Source organism: Flavisolibacter nicotianae (assembly GCF_003628535.1).
In the GTDB taxonomy this organism is placed as follows: Bacteria; Bacteroidota; Bacteroidia; order Chitinophagales; family Chitinophagaceae; genus Flavisolibacter; species Flavisolibacter nicotianae.
Genome location: NZ_RBCI01000015.1, coordinates 28601 through 49778 on the forward strand (window position 1 = coordinate 28601; position 21178 = coordinate 49778).

General features: G+C 48.9%; 15 protein-coding genes and 1 tRNA gene. 2 read left to right on the forward strand and 14 right to left on the reverse strand.

The features are described 5' to 3' along the window. Positions 1–11 precede the first annotated feature (11 nt). From D6024_RS23850 to D6024_RS23905, 12 genes are all read right to left on the reverse strand, one after another. Complete coding sequence (locus D6024_RS23850) at positions 12–1202, reverse strand: zinc-dependent alcohol dehydrogenase family protein (RefSeq protein ID WP_121357335.1); 1191 nt, start codon at positions 1200–1202, stop codon at positions 12–14. A 24-nt stretch (positions 1203–1226) separates the two neighbouring features. Next, positions 1227–2183 carry a D-2-hydroxyacid dehydrogenase gene (locus tag D6024_RS23855; protein ID WP_121357336.1) on the reverse strand — a complete coding sequence of 319 codons (957 nt, stop codon included), beginning with the start codon at positions 2181–2183 and terminating at the stop codon, positions 1227–1229. A gap of 54 nt (positions 2184–2237) precedes the next feature. Continuing rightward, positions 2238–2855, reverse strand: a complete 618-nt coding sequence (locus D6024_RS23860) for a YhcH/YjgK/YiaL family protein (protein WP_162944991.1) — start codon at positions 2853–2855, stop codon at positions 2238–2240. Positions 2856–2876: 21 nt separating this feature from the next. Further along, entirely contained in the window at positions 2877–4091 is a 1215-nt protein-coding gene (locus D6024_RS23865; protein WP_121357338.1) for a YncE family protein, read from the reverse strand. Positions 4092–4188: 97 nt separating this feature from the next. Beyond that, positions 4189–5637, reverse strand: coding sequence for a RagB/SusD family nutrient uptake outer membrane protein (locus D6024_RS23870; protein WP_121357339.1), 1449 nt, complete (start codon positions 5635–5637; stop codon positions 4189–4191). Positions 5638–5665: 28 nt separating this feature from the next. Continuing rightward, entirely contained in the window at positions 5666–8851 is a 3186-nt protein-coding gene (locus D6024_RS23875; protein ID WP_121357340.1) for a SusC/RagA family TonB-linked outer membrane protein, read from the reverse strand. 268 nt (positions 8852–9119) lie between these two features. Continuing rightward, a complete protein-coding gene (locus tag D6024_RS23880; RefSeq protein WP_121357341.1) occupies positions 9120–10304 on the reverse strand; it encodes a FecR family protein in 1185 nt (394 codons plus the stop codon). Positions 10305–10364: 60 nt separating this feature from the next. Then, positions 10365–10928 (reverse strand): RNA polymerase sigma-70 factor, encoded by a 564-nt coding sequence (locus D6024_RS23885; RefSeq protein WP_162944992.1) that lies wholly within the window; start codon positions 10926–10928, stop codon positions 10365–10367. A gap of 800 nt (positions 10929–11728) precedes the next feature. Further along, the gene (locus tag D6024_RS23890) at positions 11729–12244 is read right to left on the reverse strand and encodes a trehalose-6-phosphate synthase (RefSeq protein WP_121357343.1); all 516 of its coding nucleotides are present in this window, start codon (positions 12242–12244) and stop codon (positions 11729–11731) included. Positions 12245–12316: 72 nt separating this feature from the next. Then, positions 12317–13084 (reverse strand): phosphosulfolactate synthase, encoded by a 768-nt coding sequence (locus D6024_RS23895; RefSeq protein ID WP_121357344.1) that lies wholly within the window; start codon positions 13082–13084, stop codon positions 12317–12319. A gap of 469 nt (positions 13085–13553) precedes the next feature. Then, the gene (locus D6024_RS23900; RefSeq protein ID WP_240410149.1) at positions 13554–16220 is read right to left on the reverse strand and encodes a gliding motility-associated C-terminal domain-containing protein; all 2667 of its coding nucleotides are present in this window, start codon (positions 16218–16220) and stop codon (positions 13554–13556) included. A 751-nt stretch (positions 16221–16971) separates the two neighbouring features. Beyond that, a tRNA-Met gene (locus D6024_RS23905) sits at positions 16972–17045 on the reverse strand. Between the two features lie 187 nt (positions 17046–17232). On the opposite strand from D6024_RS23905, the gene D6024_RS23910 reads away from it, so the two are divergent. After that, positions 17233–17880 (forward strand): YdcF family protein, encoded by a 648-nt coding sequence (locus D6024_RS23910; protein ID WP_121357346.1) that lies wholly within the window; start codon positions 17233–17235, stop codon positions 17878–17880. A gap of 17 nt (positions 17881–17897) precedes the next feature. On the opposite strand, the gene D6024_RS23915 is transcribed toward D6024_RS23910, so the two are convergent. Next, complete coding sequence (locus tag D6024_RS23915) at positions 17898–18896, reverse strand: PfkB family carbohydrate kinase (protein WP_240410142.1); 999 nt, start codon at positions 18894–18896, stop codon at positions 17898–17900. Between the two features lie 230 nt (positions 18897–19126). On the opposite strand from D6024_RS23915, the gene D6024_RS23920 reads away from it, so the two are divergent. Further along, entirely contained in the window at positions 19127–19822 is a 696-nt protein-coding gene (locus tag D6024_RS23920) for a RibD family protein (RefSeq protein WP_121357347.1), read from the forward strand. Positions 19823–19970: 148 nt separating this feature from the next. Here D6024_RS23920 and D6024_RS23925 read toward each other — a convergent pair whose 3' ends face one another. Continuing rightward, positions 19971–21167 (reverse strand): glycoside hydrolase family 172 protein, encoded by a 1197-nt coding sequence (locus tag D6024_RS23925; protein ID WP_121357348.1) that lies wholly within the window; start codon positions 21165–21167, stop codon positions 19971–19973. Between the last annotated feature and the right edge of the window lie 11 nt (positions 21168–21178).

Consider the following 21178-nt stretch of genomic DNA (forward strand, 5'->3'; position numbering starts at 1 on the left):
TTTGTTGTTCATTAGAGGCTTGCCTGTAACACATCGCTGTTCATACGGGATGAAACAGCATCAGCCGATGAGGCATCAAAGGTTAGGATCTGCCGTATGGCTTCGCCTTTTGCCAGGCGCTCAAATCCTTCGTTGATCTCATCCAACCGCAGTTTGTGCGTCAGGAGTTTGTTTACCGGCAGGCGCCCGGATTGATAGAGTGCGATGTAAGCGGGAATATCACGGGAAGGAATGCAACTGCCGATGTAAGAACCCTGCAAGGTCCGTTCTTCCGCCACCAGTTTGACCGGAGCCAATTGCATGGTTTTGCTGGGATGCGGCAGTCCCGCTGTGACGGTCCGGCCGCCTCTCGCCGTGGCGTTGTAGGTGAATTCCAGGGCCGGTACGACGCCGGCAAATTCAAGTCCCACATCCACGCCACCGTCCGTCAGATCCCGGAGTTTTTCCAGGGCATTTTCTTCCGTGGTATCAATGGCAACATGTGCGCCCAGTTCGAGAGCTTTCTGAAGTTTCTCTTTGTTTACATCGGCCACAATCACTTTGCTTGCACCGGCTGCCAATGCACCCAGTAAGGCAGAGAAGCCAACACCGCCAAGCCCCGTCACCAGGGCTGTTTCGCCCAAACGGATTTTTGCCGTATTGATCACCGCTCCCACACCTGTCATCACAGCACAACCAAACAAGGCAGCGATATCGTAGGGTAACGTTTTATCAATCGCCACAATTGACTGCCGGGAAACCACGGCATATTCAGCAAATCCGGAAACACCCATGTGATGAAAAATCTCCTGGTGCTGCTGGTTTTCAAGCCGGCTTTCGCCGCTTAACAAAAGGCCTTTATTGTTAGCAGCCACACCGTTCTCGCAAAGAGCCGGCCGTGCGATTGTGCAATGTTTACAATGACCACAGACAGGCACAAACGAAAACACAACGTGATCTCCCACAGCAAGACCTTTTACGCCGGGACCGAGTTCCACTACTTCACCCGCAGCTTCGTGACCAAGCACCATCGGTACCTGGCGGGGACGGTTTCCGTCAATCACCGACAGGTCGGAATGACAAAGCCCCGCAGCCCGGATTTTCACCAGGACTTCACTCGCCTGCGGCTTTTTCAGTTCTACTTCTTCAATCAACAGGGGATTGCTGATGTTGTAGGGACGTTCTTTGCCCATGGCATGCAGGACAGCAGCTTTAATTTTCATTGTTTCTGTTTAAATGAGTCAATTTTATTGCTTCACCAGGAGTTCATTTTCCCTGATAAACTCCTGGATGTTCTGAACAACTTTTTCAATGAGTGCCGTGCGGGACTCAAGACTGGCCCAAATCGAGTGTGGCGTCATTGCCAGCCGTTCTTTGTGCCGGATATGCAAAAGAGGGTTTTGTGTAGAAATGGGCTCCTTCTCAAAAACGTCGACACCGGCACCGGCAATGACACCTTCGTCCAGGGCACGAGCCAAATCGGCTTCGTTAACGATCCCTCCCCTTCCGGCGTTTATCAAAAGAGCAGAAGGCTTCATCAGCAACAGGCGGTCGTAGGTGATCAGGCTAACAGTGTATTCATTGAGTGGCGCATGAATGGAGACAACATCGGATGTCCGCAACAGCTCCTCTAAAGAAAGACGCTGATACGGCTGTTGATAGCTTTGTCCAGATGCGGAATAATAGACCACCTCGGCGCCAAATGCGTCCGCGATGGTCGCCACTTTGCGTCCGATGCTTCCCAGGCCGATAATGCCAAAACGTTTTCCGCTCAACTCCCAGAACGAATTTTCCAAATGCGTGAATATATCACTCTGCGAATAGGAGCCGCTTTTGACATACGCATCGAAATAAGGGATGTTGTTCAACAGGTGCAGCAGGAGGGAAAATGTGCCCTGTGCCACACTGGCTGATGAATAGTCCGAAACATTTTTCACCGGGATATCCCGTTTCAACGCAGCCGCCTTGTCGACATTATTGGTACCCGTAGCCGAAATGCAAATCAGCTTCAGATGGGGCGCTTGCGCAATGGCCGTGCTGTCCAATACAACTTTGTTGGTGATGACGATGTCGGCATCGGCAATGCGTTCCTGCACTTGCCCCGGCGAAGTGGTTTGAAAAAAAGCCACCTCACCGAACTGCTTAAACAAGTGCAGGTTGGGAACATTGCCCACCGTTTTTACATCGAGAAATACAATCTTCATGGATTTACGATTTGGAGACTGCCTGCTTTGTGTAAATGTGTTTATAATGCCTGGCTACGCTTTCTTTACTTTAATCACGACCTTTTTGATGCGATCATTGTAGCCGTCGATTTTAATACCGGGCAAATGCGCATCTTTCGGAAAGACAATGAAAAAAGTATCGTTACCGGATTCGTAGAAGGTGCCATTGGCCTTGTAGAAACCGATGTCCTTCCCGCTGTCATACGGTGTAATCACGGTGGCCGTTGTTACCGGGACAAGGCCCATGTTTTCCTTTCCGGTAATTACATGGTGGATGTCAATGTACTGCTGGTGGTCTTCCCACTTTGCCGTGTCTGCACTTCGTGCAGGACCTTCAGTTACCAACGCATAAACATTATCACCTTCAATGGCATACTTACCGGGCTTGAGCGCTGCCAGATCGGTTTCTTTCAAATAACGAAAGGCTTTATCCCACATTTCCGGATTGGCCTCGTACTGCTTTTTGAATTCTGCCTGGTCGATGGTTTTGTGCGGGGTCAGGGATAAACCATTCAGCCAGGCCTTCCCCTCAAACCATTTTGCTGTCGCTGCATTCTCCTGGCTAAATGTTTTTGAAACCGCGCAGGAGAAAAAAAACATCGATACCATCACGATTGCCTGTTGCGTAGAGCGCAGTACTGTTGTTTTCATACAAAAACGTTTCATACTTGTTTATTGAAATACTCTCCCGATGCCAAACTGGTTACCGGCATATACCGGTTTGCCTCCCTTAAATTCAATTTCCACCATCTTCTCGCTGGCAACACTGTTATTGGATTCATCGGTCAGCGTCATCAGAATTTTGCGGGTCTTTACGTCGATCACCTCACCACTGGACGGATATGCATACTTCCCGTCAACACTGAAGGTGACCCAGCCCGGCATATCCTGCAGCGGAATGGTTGACAGCTGCTGGTACGGCGGTTCGTTCCGGAAAATATGGATGCGCATATTGTGACCGTCACACACCCAGATTTCTTTTTCATCCGGTGTAAGACCAATGCCATGGCTGGGATTACCGTGTCGCCTAACCGGTCCCTTTTCCCATCCTTCCACCACCACGCTGGCCAGCTTTTTACCCGTCTTCAGGTCCCCCACTTCAAAGCCCAGCAGGCTGTCACAGGTCACATAGGCAAGCGTTTCCTTTCCATTGATGGTAAACGGACGAACATTGTTGTAAAAAGGTCCTACCTTATTGACGATGGTATGGGTCTTCGCATCGGCTACAAATAACCAGGGGCTGGCAATATCGTCCAGGTAAACATGGTTACCGGATGCGCCGTAGATGGTGTTATGGGCCCGTCTGGTTACCGGGATCTTTGCAATGATATTTCCGTTCTCGCAGTCAACCACATTCCAGAAATCCTTTTCGAGCGAAGGCAGGTACATGGTTTTTCCATCCGGCGAAATGGCCATGCGGTCGCAGCCGCCCTTGTATTGTTTTTCCCAAACAATTTTATCGGTTATTAAATCAATCCGCTGAAGCGATTCAAGTGTACTAACGTAAACGCTGTTCAAAGGAATACTCACCGCAATGCCTTTCACGTTGGACGGCACTTCATCGCCTTTTGCGGAGGCATAGCCGCCTTGTTTCATTCTTCCCATTAAACTATCGGAAAGGATGCCGCCGGTTTTGATTCGTTTGACAAAGTGGTGGTTGTTGTCCATGTCAAAGACCAGGATACCGTGTCCGCCATAACCCAGGTAATTTCGGATACCAGGTGTGGCGACATACAAATAGCGCTTGTCGTAGATTTTGCCTTTGTTTGAATTAGTTTTTTGAGCCGGAGAGCTGAATGTCTTTTTCACCGCAGTTTGTGCGTCTGCCATGAAGGACATGATCAGTAAAATTGTGATAAAGAATCCGGTTGGTGCGTTGCGTGTCATCGCTTATAGTTTTTGAAAGAGAAAAGAATTGATCAACTGTTTTTGTATTCAATCGTGCTGTTATGGCAGCCATGCTGTACCACTGGCGTCAAACCGATCAATCATAACCGGGATTTTGGGGAAAAATAGCCGGGTTGTTGATCAATTGAATTTGGGTAATGGGAATGGGAAAAACGGTCATGTAATCCTTCATGCCTTTTGACGACATGGTTTGCAAAGCACGGCCCGTACGCACCAGATCAAACCAGCGGTGACCTTCAAACGACAGTTCCAGCCTGCGTTCCAGGTAAATTTTCTCCCGTGCTTCCGATTGTGACAGCCCCGTTAATTCAGTCAGCCCCGCTCTTTTATGCACCTGATTGAGATAACCCAGGGCTTCGTCTGTTTTGCCGTTTTCGTTCAGGGCTTCGGCCAGCATCAGCAACACATCTGCGTACCGGATCACTTTCCAGTTAGCCCGGCTGTCGTTGGTCGCCAGCAGGCGTACCATGTACTTTTTTGTAAAGGTGGCCACGTCATTTGAGGTGGGGATCAACTTATGGAAAACACCGTTGTTATCGGTGTAGCCATCGGCGGCAGTAATATCCTTCCGCTGGTCGTCTGCCGAAAACAGATCAAACAAACTACGTGGCGGGTTGTTGGCGCCGTTTTGCCCGCCGGTCACACCGTAGAAGGTCGCAATGTCCGGGTTCTTGGGACAGAAGTTGGTGGTAAACGAACTGCCTTCACCACTTAAACCCTGTTCGTATTCAATATCAAAAATGTATTCGCTGTGATGCTCGTCTTTTGTATAATCGAAAAGGTCGCTGTATTTGGGCAGAAGTGCATAGCCCATGGTGGTTACCTCCTTCAATTTTGTTTCTGCTTTTACAAAATCCTTCAGTGTAAGGTATACTTTACCCAACATGGATTTTGCAGCGCCCTTGGTAGCTCTTCCCACATCGGCACCCGAATATTTTGCCGGCAACGAGGCTTCTGCATCCTGCAGATCTTTGGTGATTACATCAGTGTAGATCTTGCTTACTTTTTCGCGACCGGCTTTATACGCTTCTTCAATGGTAATGGGCGTAGTTACCATCGGAACATCGCCGTAGATCCGAACCAAATCAAAATAGGCCAATGCCCGAAGGAATTTGGCTTCGCCAATATAAGCCTCTTTGTTAGGCACGGTTCCCTTGTCGAGCGGTGCAATCTTCGCCAGCAACAGGTTGGCCCGGCTGATGATATTATAGTAATTGAGCCAGGTGGAACGGATGACTCCATCATCGTTGCTGATAGTGAAGAGGTCCATCGCAGCCGGAGTGCCTTTAACGAGTTCATCCCACGAGTCATCGCCGCGCATATCGCCAAACAACCACATGTTCTGGTATTGCGACTGATAAATATTATAGATTCCAATTTCAGCCTGTTTGAAATCCTGATCCGTTTTGTAAAGGTTGTCCACCCCGGCTGTTGAAGGCGGCGTCAATTCGATAAATGATTTTTTGCAGGCAGCGAGTAAAATCAGCAATGAAACGATGCCGGCAATGTGTATATGCTTTTTCATCATTTTCTGTTTTCAGCTTGAAGGAATATTAGAAAGAAAGGTTCACGCCCAAAACGATGCTCTTGGCCGTTGGGAAATCATAGTTGGAAACGCCTGGTGTCAACGGATTGCTGGCCCGGCTAACATCCGGGTTGAATCCGACGTAGTGCGTGAACAGAAAAGGATTCGTAGCCGTGGCATAAACCCTTGCCGAACCAATGCCTGCCTTTCTGAGCAAACGGTCGGGAATCATGTACGACAGATTGATGTTGTTGATGCGTACATACGACGCATCATCAAGCCACAGCGTACTGTATTCGCCCCGCCAGTTACCCGTTGGTGTATCGTTCGGCCTTGGTGTTTTTCCATCGCCGGGTTCCTGCTCCGATTTCCAGTAATTGTTCATGTACCCATACTGGCGGAAGCGTGCCCGGTTATTGGCTGATTGCCCTCTTTGCAGGTCAAGCACCTTGTTTCCCTGCACACCCTGAAGGCTTACACTTAAGCTGATGTTTTTGTAAGCAAAGCGGTTGGTCATGCCAAAGATGACATCGGGATAGGGCGAACCGATGATGGTTTTATCAAAGCTGTTGATCACGCCATCGGGCTTGCCGTTCGGCCCACTGATGTCTTTGAACCGCACATCGCCGACACGCGACTGGTCGCGGGCACCTGGGTTCCAGATAGGACCGGCCGCCAGTTCTGCCTGAGTTTTGAAAATACCGTCGGCAATCCAGCCGTAGAACATACCCACCGGCTGACCGATCATGGTGATGTTACCACCGTTAATGATCGGATCACCCTGCGGCCCCAACTTGATCACCTTGCCTTTGTTGGTAGAGAAATTGAAATCTGTTGTCCATTCAAATTTGTTTTTGAAGTTGACGGTGTTGAAGGCAAACTCCCAACCCTGGTTTTGCACTTCGCCAATGTTTTGCAGGGCCGTGGTAAAGCCTGTAATGGCTGGAACGTTGACGTTCAACAGGAGGTCGTAGTTCTTTGAGCTGTAGTGATCAACCGTGATACCGATCCGGTTGTTAAACAGCTTTACATCCACACCACCGTTGAAGGATTTCTGCTTTTCCCAGGTCAGGGCCGGGTTGTCCAGACGGGCCGGTGCATATCCACCTGCAGCATTGTTGCCAAATACGTATTTTTCGTAGTTGATCGTTGCGTATTGCTCGTAGTTACCGATATTATTGTTTCCCGTTTCCCCATAGCTAAACCGCAGCTTCATGTCGGTTAAAAACGGCACCCATTTCAGGAATTGTTCATCAGAAATGCGCCAGGCAAGTGCAGCAGAAGGAAAGACGCCGTATTTGTTGTCGCTGCCAAAGCGTGACGATCCGTCCCTGCGGATAGACGTTGTCAGGTAGTACCGGTTGTTGTAATTGTAGTTGAACCTTCCGAGATAAGACAGCAGTGACCATTCAAACACATCGGAAGAACCATTGGTAATGATCCCACTGACAGCGCTCAGGGTTGGGATCAGGTTGTTGGGATAGCGGTCACTGGTAAGAAAGTTTGATTCATAGGTTTCCTTTTGCGTAGTATAACCAAGGAGCCCGCCAAAATTGTGTTTGCCAAAACTTTTGGTGTAGTTGAGCGTTGTTTCCGTCAGCCAGTTAAGATCCAAAGCGGCATTGTCGGAACCAATAGCCGGGTTGTTGTTGAACGCAGGCAGCTTGGGTTTGAAATACATCCCTTTTACATCCGTCATGTTAATGCCCAACATAACATTCAGCCGAAGTGACTTCAGGAGTTGAAAGTCGGTGCTGATATTGCCCAGGAAACCCATGGCCTTTTGGTTACGCTGCACTTCTTTGGCCAGCGCCAGCGGGTTTTGCGTAGACACGACGGCATCCAAACCGTCGCCAAAGGGAAAATAAGAACCATCCGGGCTCAGTAAGCTGTAATACATTGGAATTTGAATGGCGTTGTAAATGATATCGGAGCCCCTGCCACCGTCGGCGCTCACCTGGTCGGCACCCATGCCACCGATGTTGTGCTTCATGGTAAAAGAGGGATTCAGATTCATCTTTAACGTCATTTTGTTCGACAGCTTCGCATCGATGTTTGCCCGCGCAGAAAAGCGTTTGAAATTGGTGTTGATCACTATGCCATCCTGGTTGAGATACTCGCCGCTCAGGGCATACCGGATCGCTTCTGTTCCACCCGAAGCGCCCAACTGATATTGCTGCATCGGGGCGTCGTGGATCACTTCATAAACGTGATCCTTAAAGTCAAGGGTCGCACCGGGCTGTGTCGGTTGTTTACCGGCGAGCACTTCCAGGATGGTAATGGGTACGGCCTGTTTCCACTTCAGTGGATCACCGGTCACCGGATTGCCCTCATCGATGTTGCGGTTGCGAATGCCATCGTAGTAATGCTGCGCTTCTTCCAGCGCGGATTGGTATTTCGGAACTTTTGCAATGCGCTGGTAACCGGCATACGTACTGAACGTAAACACCGGTTTCCCGGCCCTGCCACGCTTTGTATTGATGATCACAACACCATTGGCGCCCCGTGAACCATAGATGGCCGTAGCCGACGCATCTTTCAGGATGTCCATGGTTTCAATATCATTGGGATTGAGGGTTTGAATGCTGGCAACCGGGAAGCCGTCCACGACATACAGCGGCTCAACACTGGCCGAGATACTGCCCACACCCCTGATCCTGATTTGCGGCGGTGCACCCGGTTCGCCCGAAACAGGCTTTACCTGTACACCGGGCAGCTTTCCCATCAACGCCTGGTCGACACGTGTGGCGGTTTGCTCGGAAATGTCCTTGCTGTTGACAGAGCCCACGGAACCAGTCAGGTCTTTTTTCCGTTGCGTACCATAACCAATCACGACGACCTGCTCCATTGTTTTTGTATTGGAAATCATTTTTACAGCCAGCGAGAGTGAGGCATTGTCCCTGATGTTATATCCCGACAAGGTTTGCTCCTCATAACCAACCGTGGAAAAGCTGAAGCTGTAAGGACCTCCCGATGGAAGCCGGGAAAAGCTAAAAATTCCCATGCTGTCCGTTGTAGTACCGGATGTAAAATTGGTTTTGGCATTTCGTACGGTGACAGAAACGCCAGGCAGCGGCTCATTGGAACTGCCTTGCACGATTCCCCTAACACTACTGGACTTCTCCTGGGCAAAAAGAAACAAAGCGTTGGACAGGAACAGGCAGAACAGGAACACAACAGGAAAGAGCTTTCCTTTGAAAATGTTGAATTTCATTTAGCAAGGTTTAAACGTGAAGCAATCGGACAGTAAAAGCATGAAAGGATTACCCGCCTTTCACTGGAACGCAGATAGCGTTTACGGGCTGTTTACACCTGTTTTACCAGGGATGGAAGAGTGCTCAGGAAAGACGACAGTTTGCAACAGAAGGTCATGGCAATAGCAGGACCTTGATTTAAGGTGGTTAAATCGCATATAGCAACTGGTTTACGTGTAATGAATACTTACTTGTGCAATCGGGTTCTTCGTGCGTGGCGTTGGGCCTTTATTTCTTTACGATTTTCTTTTCGATTTTAAATGTATCGTTCTGCTTTGTCAATGTCAAGTTGTTCAGCAAGGCAATTTGTTTTAGGATCTTCTCAAGAGAATCTGATTTGTCGTACGTACCAATGAAATACATTTCTTTCACATCCTTTTTTTGATACACTATCTTACGATCGTACATATCTGCCAACGCATCGAAGATCTCATTCAACGGCTGGTTGTTGAACATAAACCACGAACGTTTGTCATAGTGCGGAATGGCAGGACTTTCAATCGGTTGTTTATGTGTTTGCCCGTTCGGCAGGCTTTCTTTCAGGAACGAAACCAGCTTGATGGTTCCCAGCCTCTTGTCATAAACAAGTTCCTGACCGGGCACGATGTAAACTTCTTTTGACCAGTTGGCATTATATCCTTTCAAAGACTTGATCACAACTTTTCCTTCATGCAACCGCACCTGAATAAACCGTTCTTTTTCGTTTGCCGTAACCGTGAACTTCGTCCCAACAGCCGTGGTAGAAATTTCTTCGCTAAAAACCGTAAACGGTTTGGCTTTGTTTTTTGCAACCCTAAAGTCGGCTTTACCAATCAGGTACACATCCCGCCTGTCTCCGCTGGTTGGTTCTTTGTAGGTCAGCTCACTGCTGTCGAAAAGAGCAATCTCCGAACCATCCGGTAAAATGAGCTTTTTTGTTTTGCCCGACGTATTGACTTCATGCTGCACAACGGCCATCAGGGGATCGATTTTGCCCGGTTGTTTTGGCAATTGCGCCGACTGACCAGGTTTAGCAGGCTCCAATGCTTTACCGGAAAACCACCCGGTGCCCAAACCGATTAAAAGAATAACAGAAGCCGCAACGGCCGTACCAACGATCAACCTGAAAATTTTCCGCCTGTGTTGCCCTTCACCCCTTCCCATCTCCCATTCCGGTGCTAAGGAGTCCTGCTCGTCGTGAACTTGCTTTTCTTTTATTGCATTCTGCAACCGGATCCACTCCTCATCCACATTGATTTTACCGGTATTCTGCCGGACAGAGGCGAGATGCAACGTTTTTTGCAGCGACTCTACATACGACCTGTTTTTATCATCGGCCTTCATCCATTCCTGTACAAAGGCCACCTCTTCCGGACCTGCTTCATTCAATAAAAACCGTGTGATAATTTCGTCATATGGGCTCTCAGGTTCCATGTATCGTTATTTATTACGGGTAAGAAGGAATTTACCCTTACAACAGCTAAAAAAATATTTTCAAAAATGGATTAGCACGGCAAATGTGACCAGGAGGAGATGATGCGCCAACTTCCGCCGCAATTTGGTCAGGGCCCGGCTCATCTGGGTTTCAACGGTCTTTACCGAGATATGTAGCCGCGAAGCAATGTCGGTGTATTTTAACCCTTCGTACCTGCTTAATTCAAAGATGGTTCGCATTTGCATGGGCAACTCGGCGATCGCCTGGTCAATTTCTGCCGACAGTTGCTTTAGTTCTTGTTCATGAAAGCCTTCGGCCGACTCAGGGCGGTGTTGATTGCGGGATACGAATTTTACGTGTTTTTGTTTCACCTGCTCATGCCGCAACATGTCAAGACCTGCATTCCTGACGATTTTGTATAAATAGGCCTTTGCCGACAAACCTGGAGAAATAGATTCACGGTTTTCCCAGAGTTTAATGAAGCCCGTATGCACCGCCTCTTTGGCTTCATTCAGGTCAAAGCCAAACCTGTATTGGCAATAAGCACACAGCGGTTTGAAGTGATCTTTAAATAAGGCCTCGAGAGCAGATTCGTTGAACGGGATATCATTTGCTAATGACATGGGGATAGAGTCAGACGCGGAAATATCAAGAGTCATTATTGAATCTTCTTTGTACCGGATCAACCGTTTTGATGTTCTAAATATATTCCTTTGTCATGAATGCATAAAATCAAATTTCACAAAGAGAAAGCCCGCTTTCAACTGCATGCGTTCGTTAAACAAATATTTTAAACGATGGCACAGGGCCAGGCCATCGCATACTTCTTTTGTACGCCGCAGTAAACAGAACCAGAAATCATAACACCCATTTTCACAACGGGCAGGTTGGGCGGTTTTTGAATTTTGTATCCTGGTCGCTGAAAATAGCACTGGCGGTTTACGGGAATAAAAAAAGCTGCCATTCGTTCTTCAGCCTTCCTTGTTACAGTAGCTTTTCACAGTTGAAAATAGTTTGTTCTGTCCGGGGGTTCATTTGATGGTGCGGGTTCCTCGCATCATCCTGTCAAAGTCCTTAAACCCAAATTCCATGACGAGCTGTTTCATCATGAAAATCCAATCGCTCCCTCAACCATTGAACCGAAATTTCCATTATTTAGACAATACCCGTTGACATCCTGGATGATAATCACTCCTATTGGCGATGGGTTCTTTTTGCTCCTGATTTTTTATGTATTCAATATGCTGCTGCTGAACCATGCGACCAGCAGGTGAGCAAGACTGCTATCAAATATTTCAGCAATGGCGAGCGGGAACGCACGTTCTTCACCGGTTTCAATCTTTTTACGCAGGCGACAAGCAAGGTCAGTTAACTTAATATAAGCAGATTGTATCCTTCAAATGAAATCCGGTTGATGGTGCCATCAATTTTGTATCGATGCCATCGAGTGCAGAATGCTGGAAGCCCAGGCATACACGTTGTGGCTCATGACCATTCTTCGCATTTGTTTCATTTTGTGGTGTTGCAGCTCACGGGACATTTCCAGTGCCGTTTTAATGGCATCGGCTGTTTGTTCAATATCATAAGGGTTAACGATCAACGCACCGTGCAATTCCTGCGAGGCACCCGCAAACTGGCTCAGGATCAGCGTACCATCATTGTCATCACGGGAAGCAATGTATTCTTTGGCCACCAGGTTCATCCCGTCGTGCAGCGACGTCACCAGGCAAAAGTTGGCGGAGCGGTAAAAGGGAATAATTTCTTCATGGCTGTGATGCTTTTTCAAAAACAGGATCGGCTGCCAGTTTCGGGATTTGAATTTCCAGTTGATCCGGTTCGCCTCATTTTCCACGGCGTTAATAATATCCGCATAGCTTTTGATCAGCGACCGGTTCGGAGCGCCAATCTGTACAAAGGTGAACTTTCCCTGGTAGGCGATCGAAGAACGCCTTCTGCAAACAGGTGCGTAAGGAAAACAAAAGAGCTATCTTTTCCCGATAGTTCTTTTGTTTTATAGCTCCAGGTAAAATGAAAAACTATCGCTGCGCAAACCCACCCGCATCGCTTCCAGTGCAATTACTTCCGATGGATGGATGTTTCCCAGGTTTGCATTGCAGCCAAGCAGCTTGATGAAATACAATTGCTGGTCTTTGCCCGGCGCTTCCCAGATGATTTTCTCTGCCGGAATTTTGGTCAGGATTTCCTGCACAAGACCTTCCCGTACCTCGCCGGAATCCCGGTAGATGCCCACATTGCCCATCTCCTTTGCTTCGGCAATCACGTACGATGAGCCGGCGTCCAGTTCGGCCTCCATCAGTTGGATCCATTTATAGGGCGGTGTCACCTGCACTTTGTCTTTGTCTTTCGAACCAATTTCGCTCACAACAGTTCTCTGCTTGCTGAACTGCCGGATGTAAGTACATTTTTGCTCGTGCGAAATAGTAATGGCACCATCGGAAACCTCCACCCAGGGAATGTCGTTTTCTTCCACCAGCCGGATATAATCGTCAATTTGTCCCCGGGTTATAAACGCTTCAAACAACAACCCACCAAAAAATACCGGCACGTTGTGCGACTGATAAAGTTGAATTTTTTCTGCCAGAAGCGGTGTGACCAGCGGTGTTCCAAAGGCCAGCTTCACCATATCGACATAAGGCGCCGACACCGATAAGAGGTTCGTTGCTTCTGATAGGCTAAGCCCTTTATCGCTGACAATGGTCAAACCGTTGGTGCGTGGCTGAACAGTCCGGGCAGGGATTTTCGAAAGGGGAAAATTCATCAATTTTTAATTAAGGTGAAATTAGAATGCACAAGGCAAAATTAAAAAGCGATCGGCCTGGAAACGTTCGCTGCCGGAAAGATCTTACTGGAATAGCTTGCGGTATTCCTGCATGTCATGGTTGTCTCCCCTGTCGATGCGTCGGATCTATTTTCCGTTTGCATCAAAAATTGACCGGCTACCCTGTTGCTGTTGCTACTGTAACTTCTATTGTAGTGTTGTTCGAGCAAACTTTTAAATCAACTCTGAGTATCGTCGCAGGGAAAATCAAAAGTCATTTCATGTATGAACTGTTTAAGAATTGCGGCACAACAACGCTTTTCAGTCAATGCGAATTTCATGGGATTACACGGTACCAACGCCCTGGTATTGCAACATCGAAAGCCGACGTTTTACCGGAACAATAATGATGTTACAGCACGCGGATAAAAGAAAAAACGTGTGGAGCTTGCGATTTGTCCAGGAGTGATCAACGAATGATACTGACAGTTCCTTTTTCCAGTTTTTCAGGCGACCCATCCAACTGATAGCGACAGGTCCATACATATACCCCTGTTTCCTGTTCTATCCCGGCAACTTTGCCATCCCAGCCCCTCGCTTGATCCACTGTATAAAACACAACCTGTCCCCAACGGTTGTAAACAGTGAGCTCAAATTTCCTGGCAAGGCCAAAGACCTGTGCCCGAAACACGTCGTTCTTTCCATCCCGGTTGGGTGTGAATGCAGAAGGAACGTATAAACCGGCCATGCACTCTTTTGAGTTTACCAGGATCGTATCACGGCCAATACAGCCGTCTTGATTTTCGGCCTGAAGCCAAAAGAATCCTGGTTTTTCCACGGTCATGTTGGGAGCCCTGCTTCCATCAGACCACAGGTAGGAAGAGAAGCTGTTGATTGGTTTAATCGTCAATGTGCCGTAGGGGCATATCGCCGTGTCCGGAGGAAGGAAGCGGGTGGGAAGGGGGACGATCGCCTTGATCACCGTTACATCAGTACCGATGCACCCATGTGAATCGGTGACACGGACAACATAGGTTCCGGTGTCTTTAACAGTGTAGGTTCCGCCTTTACTTCCGTCCTGCCAAAAATACGACACGAAGTTTCCGGCATTTAATACACGGGTTTCCCCGGCGCAAAGACCCGCGTTCTTGTCCAGATGAACGGATGGCAATGGCCAAACGTCTTTTACGATCAACGTATCCGTTGACTTGCAACCATTCGCTGTTGTCCCGACAACACTGTAGTTTCCTTTCGTCCTGGCCGTGATTTTCTGGGTTCGTTCTCCTGTGTTCCAGGCGTATGAACTGAAACCAGCTCCGGCGTCAAGCACGGCCGAGTCACCATTGCAAAACTGCTGATCGGCACCCAGCTGAATGGGAATGGCATGATACACCTTCACCCGTACAGTATCGTACGCAAAGCAACCGGGTGTTTTTTCAGCCCTGACAAAATATGTTGTATCCATTGTAGGATTGACCACGACGGATGGTTCATTCTGCGAAGAGATGTTGTAACCGGGCGACCAACTGTAATTAAGAAATCCTGCAGGCGCCGTAAACTGGATCGTATCGGCATCGCACTTGGTACGGTCAGCACCGATGTCAAATAAGATCGGTGGATGGGGGTTGACGCGGATCGTGTCGGTATAATCCTTTCCACATGCATTTTGAACAGTTACATAATAAAGCCCGGGTTGCGTAACCTGGAACGCGGTGTCAGCGGAGCCATCTTGCCAGGTATAGGAAACGTAGCCTTTTTTTGCATTCAGCAGAATCGACGTTCCTGCGCAAAGGGTAGTATCAGCGCCCAGGTTTAACGCTGCCTGAGAAACCGTAACATTGAATGTGAGTGTGTCTGCTAATGTTTGACAAGAAGCAGTTAAGGATCCAATCAGTTGGTACCGGCCACTCGTTGTAAACCGAACGGACAGCGTACTGTCGTTTACAAGGCTGCGTTCTGCTGGTTCACCAAGTATTTGCCACTGTACCGGTAACCGGCAACCGGGATCACGGCGGCCTTTGAATAAAACCGGCGTATCGTTGGTACAAATCCCTTTCTGTCCAATAATCTTGAACGAGGAGCATGTGCTGAGGGTTTTACATTCAGCCTTGACGAGAAACGGCCTGTTGGTTATGGCTACATTCAACCCTTTTAGCGTGAGCAATGTACTCCTTGCAGTCATTGTTTTGTTGACCGTTGCCGGTGTGATGGGCACGGAACCACCGGGCCAGTCTATTTCAGTGCAACTTCCCGTAAAGCCGTTTAGATCTGTTTTAAAGATTGTCCAGGATGTTTGCTCCAACGCATACAGGTTCGTTGGCGACATTGCAAACAAACCGAGGCCAAAGCCACCGTAATAGCTGTGAAGGGTTGCCCAGGTCAAAGAATCCCGTTTGTCAAAATGGAAAAAAGTCACATAAGCAGAACTGTAGCTGCCATAGTATCCACCGTCATCATCCGGCTCAATAAACAGCGGATCTGTGAACGAGACATTCTTGAGCCGAACTGCCTTGATAGGCCGTAACTGATCATCCAGGCGAACGATGGCACTGTTCTCATCAGAACCGGGGCCGTCGCGACGATCGTAAAATCCTTTTAGCAAGTAGCCACCCTTAGCTTTATGTATGGTTTGAAAATGGGTTCGAAACCCATCCAACGTGAGGGAAACCTGCCTTATCAGCGTACCATCGGCACCGCTAAAGCAAAGGGCCGTCCCATCTTGTCGATCTCCGGACCACCCGCTGTAAGAACCAACGGTGAACACTTTGTCGTCATCGACGAGTAGACTTTGGAAAAGAGAACCGAGAATCGGCGCAAACGTCGCCGTCCAAAGAATTTTCGATAGGTCGGGTGCTATCTTGGCGATCAAATAGCGGTCTGTATCTCCACCATCAGAAGTGAAGAGAGCGAAAACGTTTCCCTGAACATCGGTTTTGATGTCCCAGACAGAATGAAACCCCCATGACATAGCCGTTGTCGCCGCTTTTAAAATAACACCGTTCGTATCCAGCAGAATAAGGTTTGGCCCAACGGCAATAAGGATGTTCTTTTCTTTTGTTAAACAAGCCCTGGATATCTGGGCACTGCCATCAAGTCCTTCCACTCTTTTGTTGAAGACAATGTTCCCTCCCGGCATAGTTTTCACCACACTGATTTGGGCCCAATTATCAAACGCTCGTCCACCGAAGATTGTACCCCCACCAGGAAGTACAAAGAAGAAATCAGTCTTGGGATTCTGAACATCGATGTCCTTTGTATACAGCTCTGTTGTACAGACTTGAGCGTGGATAGCTGTCTGACCGAGAATCAAAAAAACAACAAGGGTAAGAAACGTCTTTAACGCAGTTAGCATGGTATGTGGTAAAAATACACATTCTTAGAAAAGAAGAAAGTCTATGGATTTCTTCTACGCATTTCAAATAGGGAATGTCTTTCCCTTGTCACCGTGGGTAATTTGGTCCATAAAATATGCTACGATTGCCGCTGCTGCTGCTTTCGATTCAACCTGTGAGCACGTTCGATTCGACCTTCTTCCGTTCAGGTAGTTTTTGATCGTGGCATATAGTGCATCGTAAACCGCAGCCGCTACTCTTGCATTACCAAACAGCCGACCAGTACATAGGCCTATCCCTGTTTTGCACTGTTTTGTTTGTTGATCAAACCTGCTTCATAAGCGTGCTGAGTGCTCCCGGCATTAGTGTCCCCGAGAACAGGAAAATGCGCCTACAGGTATGCCAAGGACCATCAAAAAACACCACCTTAGAGGAGTAAATCAATATTTAATAACCGGCGCAGAACCGGGCGCAGTCACAATCTGATTAGACTGAAACACTGACAGGGAGCAGGTTTAAAAGAAAAAGCCCCCATTTCTGGGAGCCTTTAAAGCGTACCGAGGAGCAGACTTGAACTGCCGACCTTCGGGTTATGAATCCGATGCTCTAACCAGCTGAGCTACCTCGGCGAGGGGTTGCAAAAATAAGGCTTCGGCTGTTACGGCAAAAGGAATTTTTTCCTGCCTTTTCATTTTCTTAACAAAGCGGAATGAGCCATCATTCCACTGCGGGCTACCGAAAGAAGATTCGAAGGCGTCGCTTCCGTACATCGAAAACCGGTTGCTCTTTTACCGGCAACCCGTATTTTCACGCCCTATGATTACGCCTGAAGTTTGCACGCTTGCCCAGTTGGTTTGGGACTACCACCACGTGAACCATACGCTCCTTCCCTCGGATTGCATCCTGACCCTGGGCAGCCACGATACGAGGGTGGCCGAAAGGGCCGCGGAACTCTACCACCAGGGCCTGGCACCCCTGCTCATTTTTTCCGGTGGCCTGGGCCGCCTCACCGACAGCATGTGGACCGAAGCCGAGGCCGACCTTTTTGCCCGGATTGCCATGGAGAACGGCGTGCCGCAGGAGGCTATCCTCGTTGAAAACCGCTCGACGAATACAGGAGAAAATGTTCAACTGGTGCGGCGGCTTCTTGGCGAGAAAGGCCTGGATCCGCAAAAATTCATCCTGGTGCAAAAGCCCTATATGGAACGGCGTACCCTCGCCACTTTTGCGAAAGCCTGGCCGGGAAAAGAGTTTGTCGTTACCTCTCCGCAAATTTCATTTAATGACTATCCAACGGCAGATATCCCGGTAGAACAAGTCATCAACATCATGGTTGGCGACCTGCAGCGCATCCGCATCTACCCCGAAAAAGGTTTTCAGATCTACCAGGAAATACCAGCGAATGTGTGGCAGGCATTCGAACGGCTGGTGGCACTGGGCTTCGACAAACAACTGGTGCGGTAAACCAGCCTGGCAGGAGTCTACAGGCGGTTTCCTGCGATCATCTCTCTTGGTTCATTTGGTAAAACCTCGTTCCCGGCAATCACTGCCTGCACGTCTTCCAGGGTGCCGGCAAACGGCCCGGAGATTCCAATCTTCAGCGTTGCCATCGCAGCGGCAAATTCCCCGGCCTCTTGTATACCGGCGCCAAGGCTGCGCTGAAACAGGTAGCCCGCCATGTACGTATCGCCGCAACCGGTGGCGTCCAGTAATTGCGAAGGTTTGTAAGCAGGAATGATATAAAACCGATCCCCGTCATAAACGACAGAGCCCCTGCTGCCCAGCGTGATAATTACTTCTTTGGCGCCCCACGCGGCCAATGTTTTTGCACCCCGTTCAAGGTCGCCGGTCCCCGTCATCACTTCCATTTCTTCTTCGCTGGCTTTCAGAAAATGAACAAACGGCAGCACGTCCTGTTTTTCTTTCCAGTCGGCAGCAACGACCCGCTGGTCGACGACGCGGCGCAAAAAGCCCTGTACATCCAACGAAAGCTTTCCCTTCGCCGATAAGATGCGAAAATCATCAACAGAAAAATCGCCTGCGAGCAAAGGCCCTACATGATAGATGTCCGCTTCCACACCGGAAAAGTCTGCCGCGTTGAAAGGCGCTGCAACCTGTAATACGCGTTGGCTTCGCTGATCGGGGTTATCGCCATATCTGTTCTCAAAGTGCACCGAGCTCGGTGAGGGCAACACCTGCACCGCAATGCCTTTCTTCCGTAAACGATCGGCCACCGGTGCTTCGGAAGCCGCCATTGCCGTCACCAAAAGGCAGCGAACCGGCATGTGGGTGAGGGCCATTGAAAAATAAAACGCGGTGCCACCCGGCATCGTCACGAATGTTTGTGGTGTGATGACAGTATCAACCGTAATGTGTCCGATACAACAAATGGCTGGCGGCATGGTGTTTCCCATTTTTACGAAAAGCGTAAATGTAACAACGAAAACAGCATTGTGGTCTGCAGCAGCGAAGTAAATCACATTTTCAGTTTGATTACCTGTATTTGCTGTTGAAGCCTTGCTCGTCAGAAAATGGTTAAGTAGATAATGGGTATTGGATATGCGATATTGGATATTTTGTCAATACCAAGCAGTGAAAACGGTAGCAGGCCCGCCTTTCAATTTCCACTTGCCGATCGCCGATTACAGATCGCCCATCGCCAATTGCTGATTGCAAATTGCTCTACCTTTCAGGCCAAAACCGTTAAGCCATGAAACCGTATATCATCTGTCATATGCTTGGCTCTGTCGATGGCCGTATCAGGCAAAACATCTGGGGACTGAAAGATGCGCCAAAGTATTTTGAAGAACCGGCTTCCAAAATCAAGGCCGACGCCTGGCTGGTGGGCCGTGTGACGATGGAGGAGTTTTCGAGCAAAAAGAACCCGCCGCTGCCGGCCGGTCGGTTCACCATTCCAAAAGAAGATTTTATCGGCGAGCACAAAGCCAAAGCCTATGCGGTCGTCATCGATCCTTCCGGCAAATGCCGCTGGGATACCAACATGGTTTCCACCGAACATGTAATCGAAGTATTGACCGAAAAAGTTTCCAGCCGCTACCTGGCGCATTTGCAGCAGAAAAACGTCTCCTACATTTTTGGAGGGAAAACGGAGTTGGATCTAACGCTTGTGGTGAAAAAGCTGTACGCCCTTTTTGGCATCAAACGCCTTCGCATCGATGGCGGTGGTCATGTAAACGGCTCCTTTCTCAAAGCAGGACTGATCGATGAATTCAGCCTGGTGCTGGCACCGATTGCGGATGGCACCATTGGTGCTCCCACTACGTTCGAAGCCGAAGAAGGTTATGGCAAGCGAAAAGCAACCCGGTTCCGCCTGAAATCGGTCAGGCGCATTTACGATGATTTTCTGTGGATCCGCTACGAAGTCGTTAAGGGAAAGAAACGGTAATCCCGTTTTCAATTCAATGGTTTGGATTAATGAGTCAGCAGCATTGGAGATTCGACAGCCACTTGCTTACTGCCTGCTCTCTTCCCTACTTTCGTTTTAAAAATACCTGTCTCACTACGATGCGCCGTCAGATAAGCGAAAGCATTGTTTACCATTTCGGAATTTCCAGGTCATCTTTCGAAGGCAGTTTCGGGAACGGCGCATGGGGTTCGCGCTGGTACCAAAACACCACGGAAGAAATGTCTGATTTCTGCGGGTAATACCGCCAGTCGTGCCGCCAGCCCAGGTCCTGGATGGTCACTTTTAAATCCTTTTCAAAACGGATCGGGTCCATGATGTGCCAGCGATACATGCCAAAGGCCTGCTGCGAAAGGTACAAGCCGTTCGGACGAATCACCTGGTGCAGGCCGGCATAAGCCGTCGAGAATTCCTGGTATTGCTTTGTTTTTTGATTTTCGAAATTGTACGAACCGCAGAAATAATCTTCCGTACCCGTGCCGTTGATGGTGGGATATTGCGTGTCGCCGTCCAGGAAAAACTTGATCTCCCCTTCGCCCCACCAGGCATTGTTGTTGACGTTCCAGGCCATGTAGGTCCCCACGTATTGCCCTTTGCCTTTGATGCCGTCTACCAGCGTATGCGTGGCATTCACGGTCGGATTGGAGCGGCGAAACTGTGCATGAAAATAGCCCTCGTCATCACCGATCCTGGTCAGCGTATAATCTACCTGGTAATAGAGACGCATGGCCTCCCGCTTGTTGAGGTTTTCGATCGTGATCTTTGCTTTTTTCCGGAACGGCATCTTCCAGTAACAATTGAATGCGCTGCCGGGATTGACGGTCACCGCCAGTGAATTTAGCGGTGCATATTCATTGAAGGCCATCCCGAAAAAATCACCGACCGGCACCTCAATGGACGGTTCATTTTCATCGTCCCAATAAAACCGTAAAATGGAAAACCGCCAGTTACCCGTAGGCGTCATCCAGATGTGCTGGATGGCACCGGGGCCGTCCATTTCGGCAATGGTGATCGTTTCGCCGCCACGCACTTCGATGAAGGGATTCACTTTCCATCCCTTACCCAGGTCCTGCGCCGCATACCAGGCGTTGGCTACGTTGCGTTTCCCGCTGTCCAGTTTTGGATCGGCCGTGCCGCCCCCGCCTTTGGCACCGGTAAAGTTTTCCGGGCTGATGGAGCGTGTTTTGGCATCGGACAGGCGGGAAAGATTTCCCATGTTCATGTCCAACCCGTTAAAGCCACCAGGCTGTTGTGCGTTGGTAGCGGCGAGCAAAAAAATAAGGAATACCAAAAAGGGAATTCGTAACCGCAAGCAATTTTTTTTCATATAATCAATTA

What these genes read in the sequence shown, in the direction of transcription:
- D6024_RS23920 (WP_121357347.1), top strand. Translation starts at nt 19,127, where the DNA reads ATGAAACCGTATATCATCTGTCATATGCTTGGCTCTGTCGATGGCCGT.
- D6024_RS23855 (WP_121357336.1), bottom strand. Translation starts at nt 2,183, where the DNA reads ATGAAGATTGTATTTCTCGATGTAAAAACGGTGGGCAATGTTCCCAAC.
- D6024_RS23865 (WP_121357338.1), bottom strand. Translation starts at nt 4,091, where the DNA reads ATGACACGCAACGCACCAACCGGATTCTTTATCACAATTTTACTGATC.
- D6024_RS23875 (WP_121357340.1), bottom strand. Translation starts at nt 8,851, where the DNA reads ATGAAATTCAACATTTTCAAAGGAAAGCTCTTTCCTGTTGTGTTCCTG.
- D6024_RS23850 (WP_121357335.1), bottom strand. Translation starts at nt 1,202, where the DNA reads ATGAAAATTAAAGCTGCTGTCCTGCATGCCATGGGCAAAGAACGTCCC.
- D6024_RS23895 (WP_121357344.1), bottom strand. Translation starts at nt 13,084, where the DNA reads ATGAATTTTCCCCTTTCGAAAATCCCTGCCCGGACTGTTCAGCCACGC.
- D6024_RS23885 (WP_162944992.1), bottom strand. Translation starts at nt 10,928, where the DNA reads ATGTCATTAGCAAATGATATCCCGTTCAACGAATCTGCTCTCGAGGCC.
- D6024_RS23860 (WP_162944991.1), bottom strand. Translation starts at nt 2,855, where the DNA reads ATGAAAACAACAGTACTGCGCTCTACGCAACAGGCAATCGTGATGGTA.
- D6024_RS23910 (WP_121357346.1), top strand. Translation starts at nt 17,233, where the DNA reads ATGATTACGCCTGAAGTTTGCACGCTTGCCCAGTTGGTTTGGGACTAC.
- D6024_RS23870 (WP_121357339.1), bottom strand. Translation starts at nt 5,637, where the DNA reads ATGAAAAAGCATATACACATTGCCGGCATCGTTTCATTGCTGATTTTA.
- D6024_RS23880 (WP_121357341.1), bottom strand. Translation starts at nt 10,304, where the DNA reads ATGGAACCTGAGAGCCCATATGACGAAATTATCACACGGTTTTTATTG.
- D6024_RS23900 (WP_240410149.1), bottom strand. Translation starts at nt 16,220, where the DNA reads ATGCCGGGAGGGAACATTGTCTTCAACAAAAGAGTGGAAGGACTTGAT.
- D6024_RS23925 (WP_121357348.1), bottom strand. Translation starts at nt 21,167, where the DNA reads ATGAAAAAAAATTGCTTGCGGTTACGAATTCCCTTTTTGGTATTCCTT.